Annotated in this window: 16 protein-coding genes, 1 pseudogene and 1 riboswitch; of the genes and pseudogenes, 9 read left to right on the top strand and 8 right to left on the bottom strand. The window is 66.5% G+C overall.

Translation table 11 applies throughout. The annotated features are described in order from the left end of the window. Window positions 1-160: 160 nt before the first annotated feature. Together ACNA0R_RS06790 and ACNA0R_RS06795 are read right to left on the bottom strand one after the other, a co-directional pair. Window positions 161-502: an AzlD domain-containing protein gene (locus ACNA0R_RS06790; protein ID WP_415825192.1), complete on the bottom strand. Its 342-nt coding sequence runs from the start codon at window positions 500-502 to the stop codon at window positions 161-163. Window positions 503-561: 59 nt separating this feature from the next. Next, a pseudogene (locus ACNA0R_RS06795) lies at window positions 562-1,167 on the bottom strand (AzlC family ABC transporter permease); the annotation flags it as partial. A gap of 216 nt (window positions 1,168-1,383) precedes the next feature. Between ACNA0R_RS06795 and ACNA0R_RS06800 the strand changes: the two are divergent. The 4 genes from ACNA0R_RS06800 (at window position 1,384) to ACNA0R_RS06815 (ending at window position 4,258) form a co-directional block, all read left to right on the top strand. Further along, window positions 1,384-2,304, top strand: a complete 921-nt coding sequence (locus ACNA0R_RS06800; protein ID WP_415825193.1) for a branched-chain amino acid transaminase — start codon at window positions 1,384-1,386, stop codon at window positions 2,302-2,304. A gap of 76 nt (window positions 2,305-2,380) precedes the next feature. Further along, window positions 2,381-2,593: a zinc-finger domain-containing protein gene (locus ACNA0R_RS06805; RefSeq protein ID WP_415825194.1), complete on the top strand. Its 213-nt coding sequence runs from the start codon at window positions 2,381-2,383 to the stop codon at window positions 2,591-2,593. 130 nt (window positions 2,594-2,723) lie between these two features. After that, window positions 2,724-3,146, top strand: coding sequence for a YybH family protein (locus tag ACNA0R_RS06810; protein ID WP_415825195.1), 423 nt, complete (start codon window positions 2,724-2,726; stop codon window positions 3,144-3,146). A gap of 14 nt (window positions 3,147-3,160) precedes the next feature. Further along, window positions 3,161-4,258, top strand: coding sequence for a YheT family hydrolase (locus ACNA0R_RS06815; RefSeq protein WP_415825196.1), 1,098 nt, complete (start codon window positions 3,161-3,163; stop codon window positions 4,256-4,258). A 16-nt stretch (window positions 4,259-4,274) separates the two neighbouring features. Here ACNA0R_RS06815 and ACNA0R_RS06820 read toward each other — a convergent pair whose 3' ends face one another. Beyond that, the gene (locus ACNA0R_RS06820) at window positions 4,275-5,741 is read right to left on the bottom strand and encodes a M48 family metalloprotease (protein WP_415825549.1); all 1,467 of its coding nucleotides are present in this window, start codon (window positions 5,739-5,741) and stop codon (window positions 4,275-4,277) included. Between the two features lie 118 nt (window positions 5,742-5,859). Here ACNA0R_RS06820 and galU point away from each other — a divergent pair, with 118 nt between their 5' ends. Then, the gene (gene galU, locus ACNA0R_RS06825; RefSeq protein ID WP_415825197.1) at window positions 5,860-6,699 is read left to right on the top strand and encodes a UTP--glucose-1-phosphate uridylyltransferase GalU; all 840 of its coding nucleotides are present in this window, start codon (window positions 5,860-5,862) and stop codon (window positions 6,697-6,699) included. 107 nt (window positions 6,700-6,806) lie between these two features. Here galU and ACNA0R_RS06830 read toward each other — a convergent pair whose 3' ends face one another. The 4 genes from ACNA0R_RS06830 to ACNA0R_RS06845 all read right to left on the bottom strand — a co-directional run bounded on the left by ACNA0R_RS06830 (window position 6,807) and on the right by ACNA0R_RS06845 (window position 10,753). After that, window positions 6,807-7,667, bottom strand: coding sequence for a cytochrome c oxidase assembly protein (locus tag ACNA0R_RS06830; protein ID WP_415825198.1), 861 nt, complete (start codon window positions 7,665-7,667; stop codon window positions 6,807-6,809). A 137-nt stretch (window positions 7,668-7,804) separates the two neighbouring features. After that, complete coding sequence (locus tag ACNA0R_RS06835) at window positions 7,805-8,926, bottom strand: porin (protein WP_415825199.1); 1,122 nt, start codon at window positions 8,924-8,926, stop codon at window positions 7,805-7,807. 46 nt (window positions 8,927-8,972) lie between these two features. Next, the gene (locus tag ACNA0R_RS06840; protein ID WP_415825200.1) at window positions 8,973-9,308 is read right to left on the bottom strand and encodes a hypothetical protein; all 336 of its coding nucleotides are present in this window, start codon (window positions 9,306-9,308) and stop codon (window positions 8,973-8,975) included. A 434-nt stretch (window positions 9,309-9,742) separates the two neighbouring features. Further along, complete coding sequence (locus tag ACNA0R_RS06845; RefSeq protein ID WP_415825201.1) at window positions 9,743-10,753, bottom strand: sodium:calcium antiporter; 1,011 nt, start codon at window positions 10,751-10,753, stop codon at window positions 9,743-9,745. A gap of 43 nt (window positions 10,754-10,796) precedes the next feature. Beyond that, window positions 10,797-10,969, bottom strand: a riboswitch (yybP-ykoY riboswitch). Between the two features lie 89 nt (window positions 10,970-11,058). Between ACNA0R_RS06845 and ACNA0R_RS06850 the strand changes: the two genes are divergently transcribed. Then, a complete protein-coding gene (locus ACNA0R_RS06850) occupies window positions 11,059-12,402 on the top strand; it encodes an aminopeptidase P N-terminal domain-containing protein (RefSeq protein ID WP_415825202.1) in 1,344 nt (447 codons plus the stop codon). 6 nt (window positions 12,403-12,408) lie between these two features. On the opposite strand, the gene ACNA0R_RS06855 is transcribed toward ACNA0R_RS06850, so the two are convergent. Next, window positions 12,409-12,861, bottom strand: coding sequence for a TM2 domain-containing protein (locus tag ACNA0R_RS06855; protein ID WP_415825203.1), 453 nt, complete (start codon window positions 12,859-12,861; stop codon window positions 12,409-12,411). 178 nt (window positions 12,862-13,039) lie between these two features. On the opposite strand from ACNA0R_RS06855, the gene ACNA0R_RS06860 reads away from it, so the two are divergent. The 3 genes from ACNA0R_RS06860 to ACNA0R_RS06870 all read left to right on the top strand — a co-directional run bounded on the left by ACNA0R_RS06860 (window position 13,040) and on the right by ACNA0R_RS06870 (window position 15,769). Continuing rightward, on the top strand, window positions 13,040-14,221 hold the full coding sequence (locus ACNA0R_RS06860; protein ID WP_415825204.1) for an FAD-dependent monooxygenase: 1,182 nt from the start codon (window positions 13,040-13,042) through the stop codon (window positions 14,219-14,221). A gap of 245 nt (window positions 14,222-14,466) precedes the next feature. Continuing rightward, window positions 14,467-15,492 carry a tRNA dihydrouridine synthase DusB gene (gene dusB / locus ACNA0R_RS06865; protein WP_415825205.1) on the top strand — a complete coding sequence of 342 codons (1,026 nt, stop codon included), beginning with the start codon at window positions 14,467-14,469 and terminating at the stop codon, window positions 15,490-15,492. A 37-nt stretch (window positions 15,493-15,529) separates the two neighbouring features. After that, window positions 15,530-15,769 (top strand): helix-turn-helix domain-containing protein, encoded by a 240-nt coding sequence (locus tag ACNA0R_RS06870; protein WP_415825206.1) that lies wholly within the window; start codon window positions 15,530-15,532, stop codon window positions 15,767-15,769. Window positions 15,770-15,780: the final 11 nt, after the last annotated feature.

Consider the following 15,780-nt stretch of genomic DNA (forward strand, 5'->3'; position numbering starts at 1 on the left):
GAATCAGGCCCGGATTGCTGTGGATAACTGGATTTTAACGCAGGTAGCACCGCTTGACAGTCCGGCACCCGATTTATGAGGGACGCAACAGGCGCGACACCACGGCGGCGGAGGTGCGCGCCGGGTGGCGGCCGGCGCGGTGCCGCGCATCAAGCTGACATCAGGGCGCCAGCCAGCGCAGGCCCCACAACACTAGCATGCCCGCGACAATCACCAATACGGCGCTGCGGGTGCGCAGAAACACCAGCACCCCGACCACGCCGGCCAGCAGCCTCATGTCCAGCTGAGGGCCCACGCCCTCCTTCCAGGGCAACAGATCCGGGATGATGATGGCGGTCAACGCGGCGGCGGGCGCATAGCGCAAGGCACGGCGCACGCCATCGGACAGCGGCAGATAATCGCCGAACAATTGGTATCCCGCGCGCGTGATGACGCTGCAAAGCGTCAACAGCGCGATGGCGGCGTAGACATAGGCGTCTTCCGAGGCCAGGTCCAGGTTCATGCCCGCCCCCGCGCATAACGTTCGGCCAGCATGCCCGCCGCCACCCCGGCGACCACNGNCGCCGTCAGCCCCAGGCGCAGCGGGAATACCTGTCCAACCCAGGCGGTCGCGGCCGCGGCGATCATGGCCGCCAGCATGGGCCGCGTGGTGGCCAGCGGCACCACGATCGCCAGCAGCGCCAGCACCGCGGCGAAGTCCAGCGACCAGGCCGAGGGCACCAGCGCACCCAGGTAGATCCCGGCGATGGAAGAGCCCTGCCAGACGAACCAGCCCGGCGCGATCGCGCCGACAAAGAACCACAGCTGTTCGCGCGTGCCGCGCACGCGGGCGTCGCCGTAGCGCGGCACGAACATCACGAAGCCCATGTCGGTGGTGAAGTACCCCAGCGCCAGACGGCGCGGCCAGGACAGATGGCGAAAATAAGGATGCAGCGCCGCGCCGAAAATCAGGAAGCGCAGGTTGACGATGAAGCCGGCGGCGAAGATCAGCCACAGCGGGGCGCCGGAGGCGATCAGCGGCAGCGACGTCAACTGCGCCGAGCCGGCATACAGGGCCAGCGACATCAACAGCGCCTTCGATTCCGTCAGGCCTGACTTGACCATGGCGACGCCGGTCACCAGGCCCCATGCACCGGTCGCGATCAGCGTGGGCGCGACGGCCCGCACGCCTTGGCGGGCGGCGCTCCACCGCTCCTGCCGGATTGCTAGCGTATCGGTATCGGAAACTGTCGGCTCGGACGACAACAGCGGACCTGATCGAGTGGTTGATGCCGCTACCAGGGGCGGACAAAAATGGCGCATAGCGGGGCATGACCCGCACCGGAATGGGGCATATTGTAGCCGGCTGCTTGATACAATACCGGCCACTCAAGGAGAACGAACATGTCGATGGCCGACCGCGACGGATTCATCTGGTATGACGGCAAGCTGGTTCCCTGGCGCGATGCGACGACGCACGTGCTGACCCACTCGCTGCACTACGGCCTGTCCGTGTTCGAAGGCGTCCGTGCCTACAAGACGGCCAACGGTACGGCGATCTTCCGTCTGCGGGATCACACCAAACGGCTGTTCAACTCCGCCCACATCTATCAGATTCCCATTCCCTACGACGCCGAAACGCTGGAAGCCGCGCAGTGCGAAGTGGTGCGCGCCAACCGGCTGGAATCCTGCTACCTGCGTCCCCTGGTGTTCTACGGCTCGGAAAAAATGGGCGTATCGCCCAAGGGTGCCAAGGTGCACGTCGCCATCGCCGCCTGGCCCTGGGGCGCCTACCTGGGCGAAGAGGCCCTGGCCGAAGGCATACGCGTCAAGGTGTCGTCCTATTCGCGCCAGCATGTGAACGTCACCATGCCGCGCGCCAAGGTGGCCACCACCTACGCCAACTCCATCATCGCCAACTCGGAAGCGCTGCAGGACGGCTATGACGAGGCCCTGCTGCTGGACACCGAAGGCTTCGTCGCGGAAGGCGCCGGCGAAAACATCTTTATCGTCAAGGACGGCGTGCTGGTCGAACCCGAAATCGCCTCGGCGCTGACGGGCATTACGCGCTCCACCATCCATGCGCTGGCGGCCGACCTCGGCATCCAGGTGCTGACCCGCAGGCTGACCCGCGACGACGTCTACATCGCGGATGAAGCCTTCTTTACGGGCACCGCGGCTGAAGTCACGCCGATCCGGGAAGTCGACAATCGCCGCATCGGCGCCGGCCGCCGCGGCCCCGTCACCGAACGCCTGCAGAAAGCGTTTTTCGACCTGGTGCAGGGCCGCAATGCCAAGTACCAGGCGTGGCTGACCCAGGTATGACGCCCGCACCTACCCGTACACCGAATCCTCCGCTATCGTTGCGCTATTCGAAGCACCCATCGTTTCAGGACCTGCCATGACCGCTGCCGCCACTGCCTCCAAACATGAAATCATCGAGGTCGGCGCCGAAGACGTGCCCGTTTACTGCCCCGGCCCCAAGGCACCGCTGTGGAGCATGCATCCACGCGTGTTCCTGGATGTCGCCCATACCGGGTCGACGCGCTGCCCGTACTGCGGCGCCGAATACCGCCTGAAGCCGGGCACCGTGCTGAGCAGCCACGGGCACTGACCACCCTGCCCGCCTGCCCGCCCTTGATTCGCTGATCGCGATACGCCGGCCCCGGGCCGACCCTTTCGCCATCGGCGGCAAGCCACGCCGGCTTCGCTTTCCGTCCACTTCGTTTTCGTTCGACCAGCCCATGTTCGCCACGCCGCAAGAAACCGAAGACGCCTTCTACGAAGCGCTGGAACACGCCGACCTGACCCGCCTGATGCAGGTCTGGGCCGACGATGAGGAAATCGTATGCATCCACCCCGGCGGCATGCGCATCGTCGGCCACAAGGCGGTGGAAGAATCCTGGCAGACCATCCTGGCGGCGGGCCCGCTGCACGTACGGCCGATGCGGCCGCTGATCATGCAAAGCATGGGCAGCGCGGTGCACATCCTGGTCGAACACGTCGGCTCTTCCAGGGGGCCGCATGACGGCTATGTCAGTTGCTACGCCACCAACGTCTACCACAAGGGACCGACCGGTTGGCGCATGGTCATGCACCATGCATCCGCGGCTCCGGCGGAAGCCGGGCTGCTGGACCTGCACGACGTCCCCGACATGCTGCATTAGGCGGGTGACAGCTTTTGGCCTCCGCCCGCCTGGATACCACTCCCTGCCCCGTGCCCCGCTGGCTGCCCGACGGGCATAGCCAGACCTTGTACGCCGCCACGCTGGCGCGCTATCACCGCATTGCTTTCGTGCGGGAACGCGTCGACACGCCGGATGGCGACTTCATCGACATCGACTGGACCGGCCCCGGCCTGTTCCCCCATAAATCCGCGGACGGGCAACCCGCCGTGGCGCCGCCGGTCGTCACGGCCAAGACCGCGGCGGCGCGCTGGATCGTCGACGCCGATTGGGCGTCGCTGCCGCAGTTGCCCGGGACGCCGGCGCTGGTCCTGTTCCATGGGTTGGAAGGCGGCAGCCTGAGCCGTTATGCGCAGGCCATCGCGCACTATTTCCGCGCCCGCGGCTGGATTGTCGCGATTGCGCATTTCCGTGGCTGCTCCGGCACGCCCAACCGCCTGGCGCGCGCCTACTATTCCGGCGATTCGGAAGAAGTCGGATTCATGCTGGCCAGCGTGCGCGCGCGCGTGCCGCATGCCCGCTGGCATGCGGTGGGCGTATCGCTGGGCGGCAACGCGCTGCTGAAGTACATCGGCGAACAACAACAGGCGGTGGATTGGCTGGCGGCGTGCGCCGGCATTTCGGTGCCCCTGGACCTGGTGGCGGGCGGCAACAGCCTGTGCCGCGGCTTCATCAATCGCCGTATCTATAGCGCGTACTTCCTGCGCACCATGAAGCACAAGGTCCTGGAAAAGGCGCGGCGCTTTCCCGGCGCCATCGACGTCATGCGCATCGCGCATGCGCGCAACCTGCGCGATTTCGACGATGCCTATACCGCGCCCATGCACGGCTTCCGCAACGCACTGGACTACTGGACGCGCGCCTCCAGCAAGCCCTGGCTGGCCGCGATCGCGGTGCCGACGCTGGTGCTCAACGCCCGCAACGACCCGTTCTTCCCGGAGCCCGCGCTGCCGGGGCCGGCGGATTGCTCGTCGCAAGTGCTGCTGCACCAGCCGGCCAACGGAGGCCACGCGGGCTTTCCCACGGGAGCCTTCCCCGCGCATCTGGGCTGGCTGCCTCAACGGTTGGGGCGCTTCTTCGAAACCGGCGGCTGAGCCGCCGCCGGGCCGGTCAGCTCTTGAACCGCTGCAGCAGTTCGCGCTGCTCGTCCAGCTTGTCCCTGACCTGCTTGATCTGCACGTCGATCTGCGACGAAACATAGAAATCGCGCGACATATCGCGCGCCTGGCGCAGCTGCGCCTCGGCGGCGGGGAAGGCGCCGATCGCGGTGTAATAGGTAGCCATATCACGCCGCGCCTGCACGCGGTCGCCGGCCTTTTCCTCGCTTTGCGCCAATAGCTGGTAGAACACCGGCTCGTCTTCACCCCATTGCTTGATGCGTTCGCGCAGGAAAGCCTGCGCTTGCGTATCCCGCCCGGCCTGCTGCAAGGCCTGCACGTAGGCAATCGCGATCGCGTAGCGGCCCGGCCAGGCCTTCCACGCCGCCTCCGCCAGCGACAGCGCGCGCGCCGGATCCTTCTGCGCATTGGCCAGATCGATGGCCAGCCTGTCCAGTTCCGCCGAAGAACGGCCGCCCGCCATCGCCTGCTTCAGATAGCGGTCGGCGCCGGCCAGATCTTCGCGCCGCAAGGCGCCCAGCGCCAGGCCGTAATAGGCCGCCGATTGCTGCACGCCGGTGAGCGTGCGCGCTTCGTCCTGGAACTGCTGCGCCGACGTGCGCAGGCCCGCCGTATCCTGGCCCTGGATAACGCGCAGCTTGGCACGCACGTACCAATAGTCGTCGCTATCGATATGATGTCCCGGCGGCAGGTTGCGCACGCGGTTCTCGATATCGGACATACGGTCGATGGACAGCGGGTGCGTCGACGCCCACGCGCCGCCGCCTATGCCTTCGTTAAGGCGCGAGGCGTTCATCAGGCGCTCGAACATGTGCGACATACCGCTGGGGTTGTAGCCCGCGCTGGTCAGCATCTGGAAGCCGGCGCGGTCCGCTTCGCGTTCGGCATCGCGCGAGAAGCCCAGTTGGCGGTCGATCGCGGCCGCCTGCCCGAAAGCCGCCACGCCCACGGCCAGATTGCCCCCGCCTCCGGCCAGCCCCGCCAGCAGCGCCGCCGCCAGCGAGGCGAGCATGATGGCGCCGGTCTGCTTGCCCTGCGTCATGCCTCGTGCGATATGCCGCTGTACGACGTGGCCGATTTCGTGGGCCAGCACCGCGGCCAGTTCGGATTCGCTTTGCGTGGCGACGACGAGGCCGCTGTTCACGCCGATATAGCCGCCCGGCATGGCGAAGGCGTTGATCTCCGGATCACGTACCCCGAACAGATCGACGGTCGGGACCGTGCCGGGCGCATAGGCCGCCAGCTTGCGGCCCATGGAGGTCAGGTACTGGTTGACTTCCGGGTCGCTGATGTACGTCGGATCACGGCGGCCTTCAGCCATGATCAGGTTACCCAACTGCCGTTCCGCGTACGGCGACAACTGGTCCGCCGACGCGGCGCCCATCGAAGGTAGCCCAACCGGCTGAGCCCAAGCAGCCGATGGCGGCCCGGCCAATAATGAAGCACAAAGCAACAGCATGAGCGGCTTGCTTACGCCGAACGATGGCCGCGGGGTACGGCGTTTCATGCGAGTATCATAGCCACGCACAAAGATCCCTTTCCTAGCGATACCGATATTCCATCATACCGAGGTTCCAATGCGACCCATAAGAAAAGCTGTCTTCCCTGTTGCGGGCATGGGCACCCGCTTTCTTCCGGCCACCAAGGCCATGCCCAAGGAAATGCTGCCTGTCGTTGACAAGCCCCTGATCCAGTACGCCGTGGAAGAAGCCGTGGCGGCCGGCATCACGGACCTCGTATTTGTCACTGGCCGCAACAAGCGGGCCATTGAAGACCATTTCGACTCGGCGCCCGAATTGGAATCGGATCTGGAAAAGAAGGGCAAGGTCGAGCTGTTGAACATGGTCCGCGGCATTCTGCCCCCGGGCGTCAATTGCATTTATATCCGCCAATCCGCGCCGCTGGGACTGGGCCACGCGGTACTGACCGCCGAGCCCGCGGTGGGCAATGAGCCCTTCGCGGTGGTGCTGGCGGATGACTTGATCGACGCCGACACGCCGGTGCTCAAGCAACTGGTCAACACCGCCATCAAGTATGACGGCAGCGTGCTCGGCGTGCAGGACGTGCCGCGTGCGGAAACCAAGAAATACGGCATCGTGGCCGCCCGCCAGGTCGACGAGCGCACCGAGCGCGTCACGCATATCGTGGAAAAACCCGAACCGGATCAGGCGCCTTCGACCCTTGCCGTCGTCGGCCGCTATGTGCTGGAACCGGAGATATTCGAACACCTGCGCGCGACCAAGCTGGGTGCCGGCAATGAGATCCAGTTGACCGACGGTATCGCGTCGCTGATGCGCGAACGCGCTGTGTTCGCGCATCGCTACGAAGGCACGCGATACGACTGCGGCAACAAGCATGGCATGTTCGAAGCCACGGTGGCGCTGGGCCGCAAGTACCACGGGCTGGAGCCGAAGTAACGCAGCCACTGACGCCCGTCCCGGCTTGCAGGCGCGGCCGGGACCGAGCCGGCCTCGCCGAATCGCGGACGACTGCGCCCGGCAAAGCGTGGCCCGGTATGTCCAGGCTAACGGGCGGCCGGCGGCGCGGCCACTCCCATCCTTCCGCGCCGTCCGCGCACCGGCAGCCGGCCCTTGCCGGACAAGCGCATCAGATTGCCCAGGGCGACCAACAGGCCGACCAGCTCCACCAGCGCCGCGGGTATCCACATGGTCAAGCCGCCTATGCTCTGATCCATCAAGGCGGGCATCGGTATGGCGCGGCCGCACAATTCGAACAAGGGATACAGATCGTTCTGGGTCAGCGCGATATAGGCCCCCGCCACCATTTGCGGCGCCATCGTCAGGATGGGAGAGATGACGCGGCCTCCCGGCGACATCGCGGCGGGCGGGCTGGGACGGCGGTCCAGGATCAGATTCCAGTACAGGAAACCGGTGATCACGACCGACCAGTTCATCAGGCGGTACAAGCGCCAATCCAGCATGGAGTAGAACTGCACGGTGGGCAGCAGCCACACCACGACCAGGAACACGAATAAGGCCGGCACCAGGATCTTGTGCGTCAGCGTGGCTTCCACCAGGCGCCCCAAGCTTGTGGCGCGAAAGCCGTGCAGCCAGCGGCGCGCGCCAGCCGGCAAGCCGGCGCGCATCGCGGACCCAGGATAGGCGGCCATGATCACCAACGGACCGAGATGATGCAGGACCAAGTGCTGGATGCGATGGATGAAGAACATCCGCTCCGCGTAATAGTCCAGCCGCGTATGCAGCGACAGGTAGAGCAGCGCCATGCCGGACCAGAACAACGCCTTGCGCGTGGCCGACACGTGATGCACGCGACCGCCGCGCACGAACAGCACTCCGCCGGCGACGAACAGCGCCACCAGCGTCGGCGAAAATTCCCAAGGGGTGAGCCAATCGAGCAGCAGCAAGAGCGGGATCCCGAAATGCGCCGCGCCTGCATGGCGGCGGACGAAAAGCCATTGTAGTCGCCGCGACCGTCATCGCGCCGAGCGTCCTCAACCATGCCGCGCGACGGCGCCCCCGGCCAGTCACGGACCAGCCACGGTCAGAACTGATGCGTCATACCCACCGCGACACGCGTCGTGTGGGAGTTGCCCGGATCGAACTGATTGTCCAACGTGTAGTTACGCGCGTAGCCGACGAAGGAATACAGGCTGGTGCGCTTGGACAGCGGGTAGATATAGCCCAGCGTGGCCACCTGCGCGGTGCGGGCATGCTGGCCGTCTTCCCATGACCAGGACGGCTTGGCGGGAGACCATTGCGCGACCAGGCTGCCAGGCCCCATCGGCACCGTGGCGCCAAGGTACCAGGCATCGACCCGCCCGCCGTGCACGAAAGCGGCTGGCCCCAGATCCAGGCCCAGGCCATCCGGATCGGCGCCGTCCAGGCCCACGAACCCATCCTGCTGGCGCGTCCATGCCACGGCGATCTTCACCACCTCGAAGTCATAGGACAGGCCAAGCTGCAGCGCGCGCGGGCGCGCGCCACCGACGTCGGCCGCGCCCAGCCGCATCTGATCCCAGGTGGCGACCGCGAGCAGCGGTCCCTGCTCGTAACGCAGGCCGACACTATAGGCGCGGTTGTTGTCCGCGGTGCGGAAGCCCGATGCGCTGCCGTCGTCCGCGTTGAAGGAATAGCCCATTCCGAACTGCAGGCCGCCGAAACTGGGCGACAGGTAATTCACGGTGTTGTCGAACTGGAACGTGTCCGAAGCCTTGAACGTCGCGCCCAGGCCCATGTCCTTCCACCCCGCCTGTTCGAGATCGCCGGCGAACTGGTTGGCGATGGTCGCCTGCCGCCCCAGGCGCAATTCGCCGAAGGAGGCATGGCCCAGGCCGACCCAGGCGTTGTAATTGAAGAGGCGGTTGCTGTCGTCTTCCACCAGGCCGTTGGAAGCATTGAATCCCGTTTCGAGCTGGAACGACGCGCGCCACCCGTCGGCCAGGTCTTCCTTGCCGCGCATGCCCCACAGGGAGTCGGTCTGCCCGCCGGTAATCATGCTGTTGCGCGTGCCCTGCCCGGAGGTGTGCTGGCTGGCGACGCCTATATCGATCAAGCCGTACAGCGCGACGCCGGCAGGCATGTCGTCATCCGCGCCGGCATAGCCGACCGCGGGATAAAAGAAAGCCGCGCTGGTCAGCGCGGCGGATAAAACGTATTGCTTCATTGCACGCAGCCTCAGAAAAGCTTCCGGCCGCGGGCTTCCTATTGGCTCAAGATGCGGCGCGGCGAAGGTCACCGAAGTGTACGTGCTTGATGCTCGGATGCGCCTGCAATTGGCGCGCTTGAGACATAAGTATCGTTCTCATTTCCGCAGGGCATTTAACGGTTATGCATGCCGAAGCCAGTTGCCGGTCGCGGCCCTGGTCGACCTGCATCTGCGATACGGTCAACCCGGCCGCCTTGAAGTCGGAGACGATCTGCTTGCGCACCGCGCCCAACGCGTCGCGCGGACAGACCACCGTCAAGCGCGAACTCGCACCGCGACGATCGGGCATGGTGGCACGACCGACACCGGCACGGCGCAGGAACAAATCGAAAACACGCATGGTGGCCTCCTTGCTGAAGCGGGGTCCCGCGTGAACACGCGTCACGGCGCCACCCGGGTCATGTATGCATAAAGCAAGGCATGGCCGCGGATCTGACGACGGACGATTCAAACGACTGCGCTGCGCAAAGGCAGGCCGTACCGCTGATCCAGGTACGCGTATGCCTTGTCGCGGCACACGGCTCTGGCGGGCCTTGCGCCATCGAGTATGGGCAGGCCAGTGGAAGCGGAACGGGGAAGTGAGCGGTTTGGAAACCGCACCCTGCGAAATAGGGTGCGGCAGAGCTGATCTGCGTGAACCCTATCAGGCAGCGACGCCGACACTAGGTCGACTACTACTGTCGCCGGAATCTGTATTCACGTAGCAACTCCTGGGGATTCGAAGTCCCTATTGTAAACGGGTTTACCCCATCAGCTCAATGACGTAGCGTCTCTTCAGGCGTAGAAATGCCAGCCTATGTAACCGGCGAACAACGCATACAGGCCGCCGACGGCCGACAGCGTGCCCAGGCTCATGGAATTTTGCCGGAACCGCAGCCACAGGACGCCGATGGACAGCATGGTAAACAGGCCAGCGGCCAGCAGGGTGCCGTCGAGCATCCAGGGCGTCAGGAATATCCCCAGGGCGCTGGGGATGGTCGCCTGGATCATCATCGCGCCGGAAATGTTGCCCAGCGCCAGGCGCTCCTTGCCCTGCCGCACCCAGATGATGGCGTTCATGATTTCGGGCAGTTCGGTGGCGACGGGCGCCAGCAGCAGCGCCGCGACATGGGGCGAGACGCCAAGCAGCTCGCCGAGCGACTCGATCTGCAACACGAATACCCGTGAAGCGATGGCGATCGCCACCACGGCCAGGACGGTCTGGAAACAGGCCCAACCCATCGTGGGCCGCGGGTCGCGCGGCCGCAGCTTCAGCGGCTCCAGCACGTCGGCTTCCGTACAAGTCTCTTCCGCCGCCAGTTCGCGTTTGACGTACAGGGCATAGGCGCCCAGGAACAGAATGCCCAGCCACGGCTTCCAGGCGAATGCGATCAGGCCCAGTCCCACCTTGAATACGAAGATGCCCATGAACCAGCGCTGGTCGCGCGCCAGGCGTTGCTGGTCGGCCTTGATGCAGGCATCGTCCGCGCCCGCGGGACGCCGCCCGTGCAGGCGCAGCAGCGCCAGCCCCACCACCGCGTAGGCCAGGGTCGACAGTACCAGCGGACCGCCCATGGCCGCGCCGACGCCGATGTCTTTCTGGTCCGGCGTCGTGCCGAAGACGACCGCCATGAAGGTTACGGCGCTTTCCGGCAAGGCCGTGCCGAAGGCCGCCAACACGGTACCTACCGCCGTCGCCCCCAACTCCAGCCGATGGCCCACCCATTCGACGCCATTGACGAAATACTCGCAGGCGAAGTAAATCACCGCCGCCGATGCGAAAAACAGCACGATAGACGCAATCATGATCACGCAGCCGGACGAGCAGATTCCAATGGCGCGACGATACGGCTCGCCCGGCTGGGTTAGCGTATCGTGGCCAAAGGTCTCGCCTGGCGGGTCCGTCCGGCGCGCGAAAAGCGCGGCCGTTACGGAAGCCGTTTGCGCCATGGGGTCGTGGACCGCCAAGTGTGTTGACGCAAACTCCTTGGGGAAGGATGGCTACTCCCCGATGACAACGGGCCGGATTGTAGCAGCGAATAGATCATGCTGTACCGTGAAACTTGCATGACGCGCGGTAAAGTAGCCCATCGGACACAGCCGGATATGCCATGAGCCTGCCTCCACTAGACCCCGCCCCCCATATCGCCCGCCGCCAGCGGCTGCAGGACATCATGCGGGCGGCCGGCGGCGGCATCGCCCTGCTGCCCGCGGCGCGGCCGGCCATCCGCAATCGCGATGCGGAATATCCGTATCGGCAGGACAGTGACTTTCTCTATTTGACCGGCTTTCCGGAGCCGGAGGCATGGCTGGTACTGCTTGCGGGCGACACCGATCGCGCCGTGCTGTTCTGCCGCGACAAGAACGAAGACCGCGAACTCTGGGAAGGACGCAGCTTCGGACCGGACGCCGCCCTGGCGCATTTCGGCTTCGACGAGGCCTATCCGGTGGAAAGCCTGGACGATATGCTGCCCGCGATGCTGCTGGACCAGCCCACGCTATTCGCGTCGGTGCTGCGCGACAGCCGCATCGACGAATGCCTGCGCCGCGCCACGGAAGCGGCGCGCCGGCAATCCAGGACGGGACAACGCCCGCCCGGACGGCAGCAGGACCTGCTGCCCATCGTCGCCGAAATGCGGCTGGTAAAGGATGCGACGGAAATCGCCACCATGCGGCGCGCCGCGCGGATCTCCGCGGGCGCGCACGCGCGCGCCATGCGCCACGCGCGCCCCGGCATGCGCGAGTACGAAATCGAAGCCGAACTGCTCTATGAGTTTCGACGACATGGGGCGCAGTCGCCCGCCTACGGCAGCATCGTCGCCACGGGGCCGAACGCCTGCGTCCTGCACTATCCCGCGGGCGACGCGGTGCTGGAGGACGGACATCTGCTGCTGGTCGACGCCGGCTGCGAAGTGGACGGCTATGCCTCGGACATCACGCGCACCTTTCCGGTCAATGGCCGCTACAGCGGACCGCAGCGGTTGCTGTACGACCTGACAGTGGCGGCGCAGGATGCGGCCAGCGCGGCGACGCGGCCGGGCCTGACGTGGAACGACGGCCATGACGCCGCGGTACGGGTGCTCGCCCAGGGCATGATCGACGCCGGCTTGCTGCAGGGCTCCCTGGACGGCGTGCTGGAATCCAAGGCCTACAACCGCTTCTACATGCACCGCACCGGTCACTGGCTGGGGCTGGACGTGCACGACGTCGGCGACTACCGCATGCCGGATGCGCCCGCTGGAACCGAGCGCCCCTGGCGCGTATTGCAGAAGGGCATGATCCTGACGATAGAGCCCGGCATCTACGTGCGGCCGGCCGATGGCGTGCCGGAAGAATTCTGGAATATCGGCATCCGCACGGAAGACGACGCGCTGGTCACCGATGAAGGCTGCGAGCTGATTACGCGCGCGGTGCCGGTGGATGCGCGGGAAATCGAGGCGCTGATGCGGGAATAGGCGGCGTCAGAGCACGTAGCCTTCCAGCCAGCCCATGGCCTGCCAGACATAGACCACCACCATGGCGATGGCGAACATCGCGCAGATCGAACCGATCAGCAGCGCGCCCAGCGCCACCAGCACGGGTCCCCATCCGGTCCGCGGCGAGGCGGGCAGACCGGCGTTGTAGGCGCGGTCGAATTTTTCATCGGCGCGCAGGCACAGCACCGCGCTTTCGATGAAGCCGTCGATCATGGGAATGAACAGCAGGAAGAAGGCCGGGTTGTCGTACCAGACCGGAAACCAGCGCGTGGCGAACAGGCAGACGACCGCGTAAAGAGTGACCCAGACGGCGCCGCGGCGGCCCAGATACCACCAGTGCGCGCCCATCCAGCCGAAGAACAGGGCGAGCAGGCCGGCCCGCACCTTGGTGCGCGGCGCGCGGCGCGGCGGTTGCAGAACGGAAGAAGCATCGACCATAGGAAACCCCACGCGGACTAGGCAGCGTCGGCGATTGTAAGCGGATCACGCGCTGGCGGGCGGCGTGCGCGGGGGTGCGCCGAGGTGCCGAAGCCGCCGACGGGCTGCGCCACCGTAAGGTCCCACGGTTCGCGGTGCGGCGCGGGCCCGCCCGCGGCGGCCGGGATAGAATCGCCGCATGAACGACTCCGCATTTCCTATCGCGATTCTGGGCGCGGGCCCGGTGGGACAAGCGCTGGCGCTGATGCTGGCGAGAGTGACGGACGATGCGTCGCGCATCGTGCTGGTCCAGGGCGCCGCGCCGGCCAAAGCGCCATCCGCGGCGGCGGCCGCCCAGGCCGCCACGGCCGACTCGCGTGTCCTGGCGCTGAACCACGGCAGCCTGGTCCTGCTCGACACCCTGGGCGCGCGCCCCGCTCCGGCGGCGCCCATCGAAACCATCCATGTCTCCCAACGCGGACGCCTGGGCCGTACCGTCATCCGCCACACCGATTTCCAGGTGCCGCAACTGGGCGCGGTGGCGTCCTACCCGGCCGTGCGCGAGGCGCTGACGCGCGCGGTGGCCGGCTCGGGCGTCACCGTCGTGCACGCCGACGGCGCGCGGGTGGCCGCGCGCACCGGCGACGGTGTAATCGTGCGCGCCGCGGACGAGCGGGAGATTCGCTGTTCGGTGGCGGTCGTCTCCGACGGCGCCGCGACAGGGCAATTGCGCCGCGAATACGGCCAGGACGCCGTGCTGACGGCGGTACGCGCCGCCAGGCCGCGGCGCGGATGGGCATTCGAGCGCTTCACCCGCGAAGGGCCATTGGCCCTGCTGCCCCATCCCGCGGCGGCCGACTGCTACGCGGTAGTGTGGTGCTGCGCGCCTGAACGCGCGGCAGCGCTGGCGACGCTGGAAACGGCGGCTTTCTCGCGCGCATTGACCGAGGCCTTCGGCGATCGGCTCGGAACGCTCGACTGCATCGGCGAACGCCATGTGGCGCCTTTGTTCATGAGCATGCGGCGCACGCAGGTCGATGGCCGCGTGGTGGCGATCGGCAATGCGGCGCAAACCCTGCATCCGGTCGCGGGACAAGGCCTGAACCTGGGGCTGCGCGACGCCGCCAGCCTGGCTCAATCGCTGGCGTCCTGGCTGCGCGATCCGGCCGGGGACCCGGCCGCGGCCTTGCGCGAATTCGCCGGCGCCCGCCGCGGCGATCGGTGGTTGACCACCGCGCTGACGGATCTGCTGCCGCGCGTCTTTACCACCGGCCTGGCTCCCGTCGAGCACGCCTGCGGGCTTGCCCTGCTGGGGCTGGATCTGGCCGCGCCGCTGCGCGCGCCGCTCGCCAGGCATCTGCTGCAAGGATGGCGGGCCTGAACCGCAAGGCCCCTCGCTCGCGAGGCTGTCGGCGACCCGCTGTCGGCGTGGTGTCCTGGTCATGGTGATCGCCGCGTAGCGACTTCCCCGACGATAGCGGTCGGGGACTGTCAAAAAACAGGGGCAGCTACGCCGCTACCAAGGCAGCAAACCAGGCGTGATCCGACAGTTGTCAACTGCGTTGCGCCAACAGTCGCCAACCCGGCGTAATTCGGGCCATATCGGGCCCGGGTAAAATCCGCCGGATGCAGATCGGCTCCTGGACTCTTCCCAACAACGTGCTGGTCGCGCCCATGGCGGGCGTGACCGACCGCCCTTTCCGGCAACTGTGCAAGCGGCTGGGGGCGGGCTACGCCGTGTCGGAAATGGCGGCCAGCAATCCGCGCCTGTGGGACAGCGTCAAAACCTCGCGCCGCCTGAACCATGACGGCGAGATCGCGCCGGTGTCGGTGCAGATCGCCGGCGCCGACCCGGCCATGATGGCGGAGGCCGCCGTGTTCAACGCACAGCGCGGCGCCCGCATCATCGACATCAACATGGGTTGCCCGGTCAAGAAGGTCTGCAATGTGGCATCGGGGTCCGCCCTGCTCCGCCATGAAGACCTGGTGGCGCGCATCCTGGACGCCGTGGTGCGCGCCTGCCAGCCGCTGGGGGTGCCGGTGACGCTGAAGACCCGCACCGGCTGGGACCGCGAAAACCGCAACGCGCTGCGCATCGCCAGGCTGGCCGAGGAAACCGGCATCGCCGCGCTGACCCTGCACGGCCGCACCCGCGCCGATCTTTACACCGGCCACGCCGAATACGACACCATCCGCGCCGTCAAGGCCGCCATCCGCATCCCCGTGGTGGCCAACGGCGACATCGACAGTCCCGAGAAGGCGCGCCACGTCCTCGACTACACTGGCGCCGACGCCGTGATGATAGGCAGGGCCGCCCAGGGCCGGCCCTGGATCTTCCGCGAAATCGACCACTACCTGCGCACGGGGGCCAGACTGGCCCCGCCCACCTACGGTGAAATGCGCGACCTGCTGCTCGAGCACCTGGACGACCATTATCGGTTCTACGGCGAACACACAGGCGTCCGTACCGCCCGCAAGCACATCGGCTGGTACGTCGAAGGCCTGCCCGGCGCGGACGATTTCCGCGCCGCGATGAACCGCATCGACGATACCGCCGCGCAGGCGCGCGCCGTCGGCGCCTGGTTCGATCATTTTCCGCGCGACGGGCGGCCTGGGCAGGCCGGCCACGCGCAAACCCTGCTGGCGGCCTGACCGCCAGTCACATAAACAAAAATAGTTGTGCCTCGACATGAGTAAAAAAGATGGTTTGGAAGAATGCGTGCGCGCCAGCCTGGAGCGCTATTTCGAAGACCTGGGTGACGCCGAACCCCACGATATGTGGGATATGGTGATGCGTTGCGTGGAACGGCCGGTCCTCGAAATGGCAATGGAACGGGCGGGCGGCAATCAGTCCCGCGCTTCCGAAATGCTGGGCATCACGCGCAATACCTTGCGCAAGAAGCTGCTCGCGCACAACATCCAGGTTTGACTCCATCCGCC

The sequence above is a fragment of the Bordetella sputigena genome (assembly GCF_965137885.1).
Classification (GTDB): Bacteria; Pseudomonadota; Gammaproteobacteria; order Burkholderiales; family Burkholderiaceae_B; genus Bordetella_C; species Bordetella_C sputigena.

What these genes read in the sequence shown, in the direction of transcription:
- ACNA0R_RS06820 (WP_415825549.1), bottom strand. Translation starts at nt 5,741, where the DNA reads ATGCTGTTGCTTTGTGCTTCATTATTGGCCGGGCCGCCATCGGCTGCT.
- ACNA0R_RS06800 (WP_415825193.1), top strand. Translation starts at nt 1,384, where the DNA reads ATGTCGATGGCCGACCGCGACGGATTCATCTGGTATGACGGCAAGCTG.
- ACNA0R_RS06840 (WP_415825200.1), bottom strand. Translation starts at nt 9,308, where the DNA reads ATGCGTGTTTTCGATTTGTTCCTGCGCCGTGCCGGTGTCGGTCGTGCC.
- ACNA0R_RS06790 (WP_415825192.1), bottom strand. Translation starts at nt 502, where the DNA reads ATGAACCTGGACCTGGCCTCGGAAGACGCCTATGTCTACGCCGCCATC.
- ACNA0R_RS06810 (WP_415825195.1), top strand. Translation starts at nt 2,724, where the DNA reads ATGTTCGCCACGCCGCAAGAAACCGAAGACGCCTTCTACGAAGCGCTG.
- ACNA0R_RS06835 (WP_415825199.1), bottom strand. Translation starts at nt 8,926, where the DNA reads ATGAAGCAATACGTTTTATCCGCCGCGCTGACCAGCGCGGCTTTCTTT.
- ACNA0R_RS06850 (WP_415825202.1), top strand. Translation starts at nt 11,059, where the DNA reads ATGAGCCTGCCTCCACTAGACCCCGCCCCCCATATCGCCCGCCGCCAG.
- galU (WP_415825197.1), top strand. Translation starts at nt 5,860, where the DNA reads ATGCGACCCATAAGAAAAGCTGTCTTCCCTGTTGCGGGCATGGGCACC.
- dusB (WP_415825205.1), top strand. Translation starts at nt 14,467, where the DNA reads ATGCAGATCGGCTCCTGGACTCTTCCCAACAACGTGCTGGTCGCGCCC.
- ACNA0R_RS06870 (WP_415825206.1), top strand. Translation starts at nt 15,530, where the DNA reads ATGAGTAAAAAAGATGGTTTGGAAGAATGCGTGCGCGCCAGCCTGGAG.
- ACNA0R_RS06805 (WP_415825194.1), top strand. Translation starts at nt 2,381, where the DNA reads ATGACCGCTGCCGCCACTGCCTCCAAACATGAAATCATCGAGGTCGGC.
- ACNA0R_RS06845 (WP_415825201.1), bottom strand. Translation starts at nt 10,753, where the DNA reads ATGATTGCGTCTATCGTGCTGTTTTTCGCATCGGCGGCGGTGATTTAC.
- ACNA0R_RS06860 (WP_415825204.1), top strand. Translation starts at nt 13,040, where the DNA reads ATGAACGACTCCGCATTTCCTATCGCGATTCTGGGCGCGGGCCCGGTG.
- ACNA0R_RS06855 (WP_415825203.1), bottom strand. Translation starts at nt 12,861, where the DNA reads ATGGTCGATGCTTCTTCCGTTCTGCAACCGCCGCGCCGCGCGCCGCGC.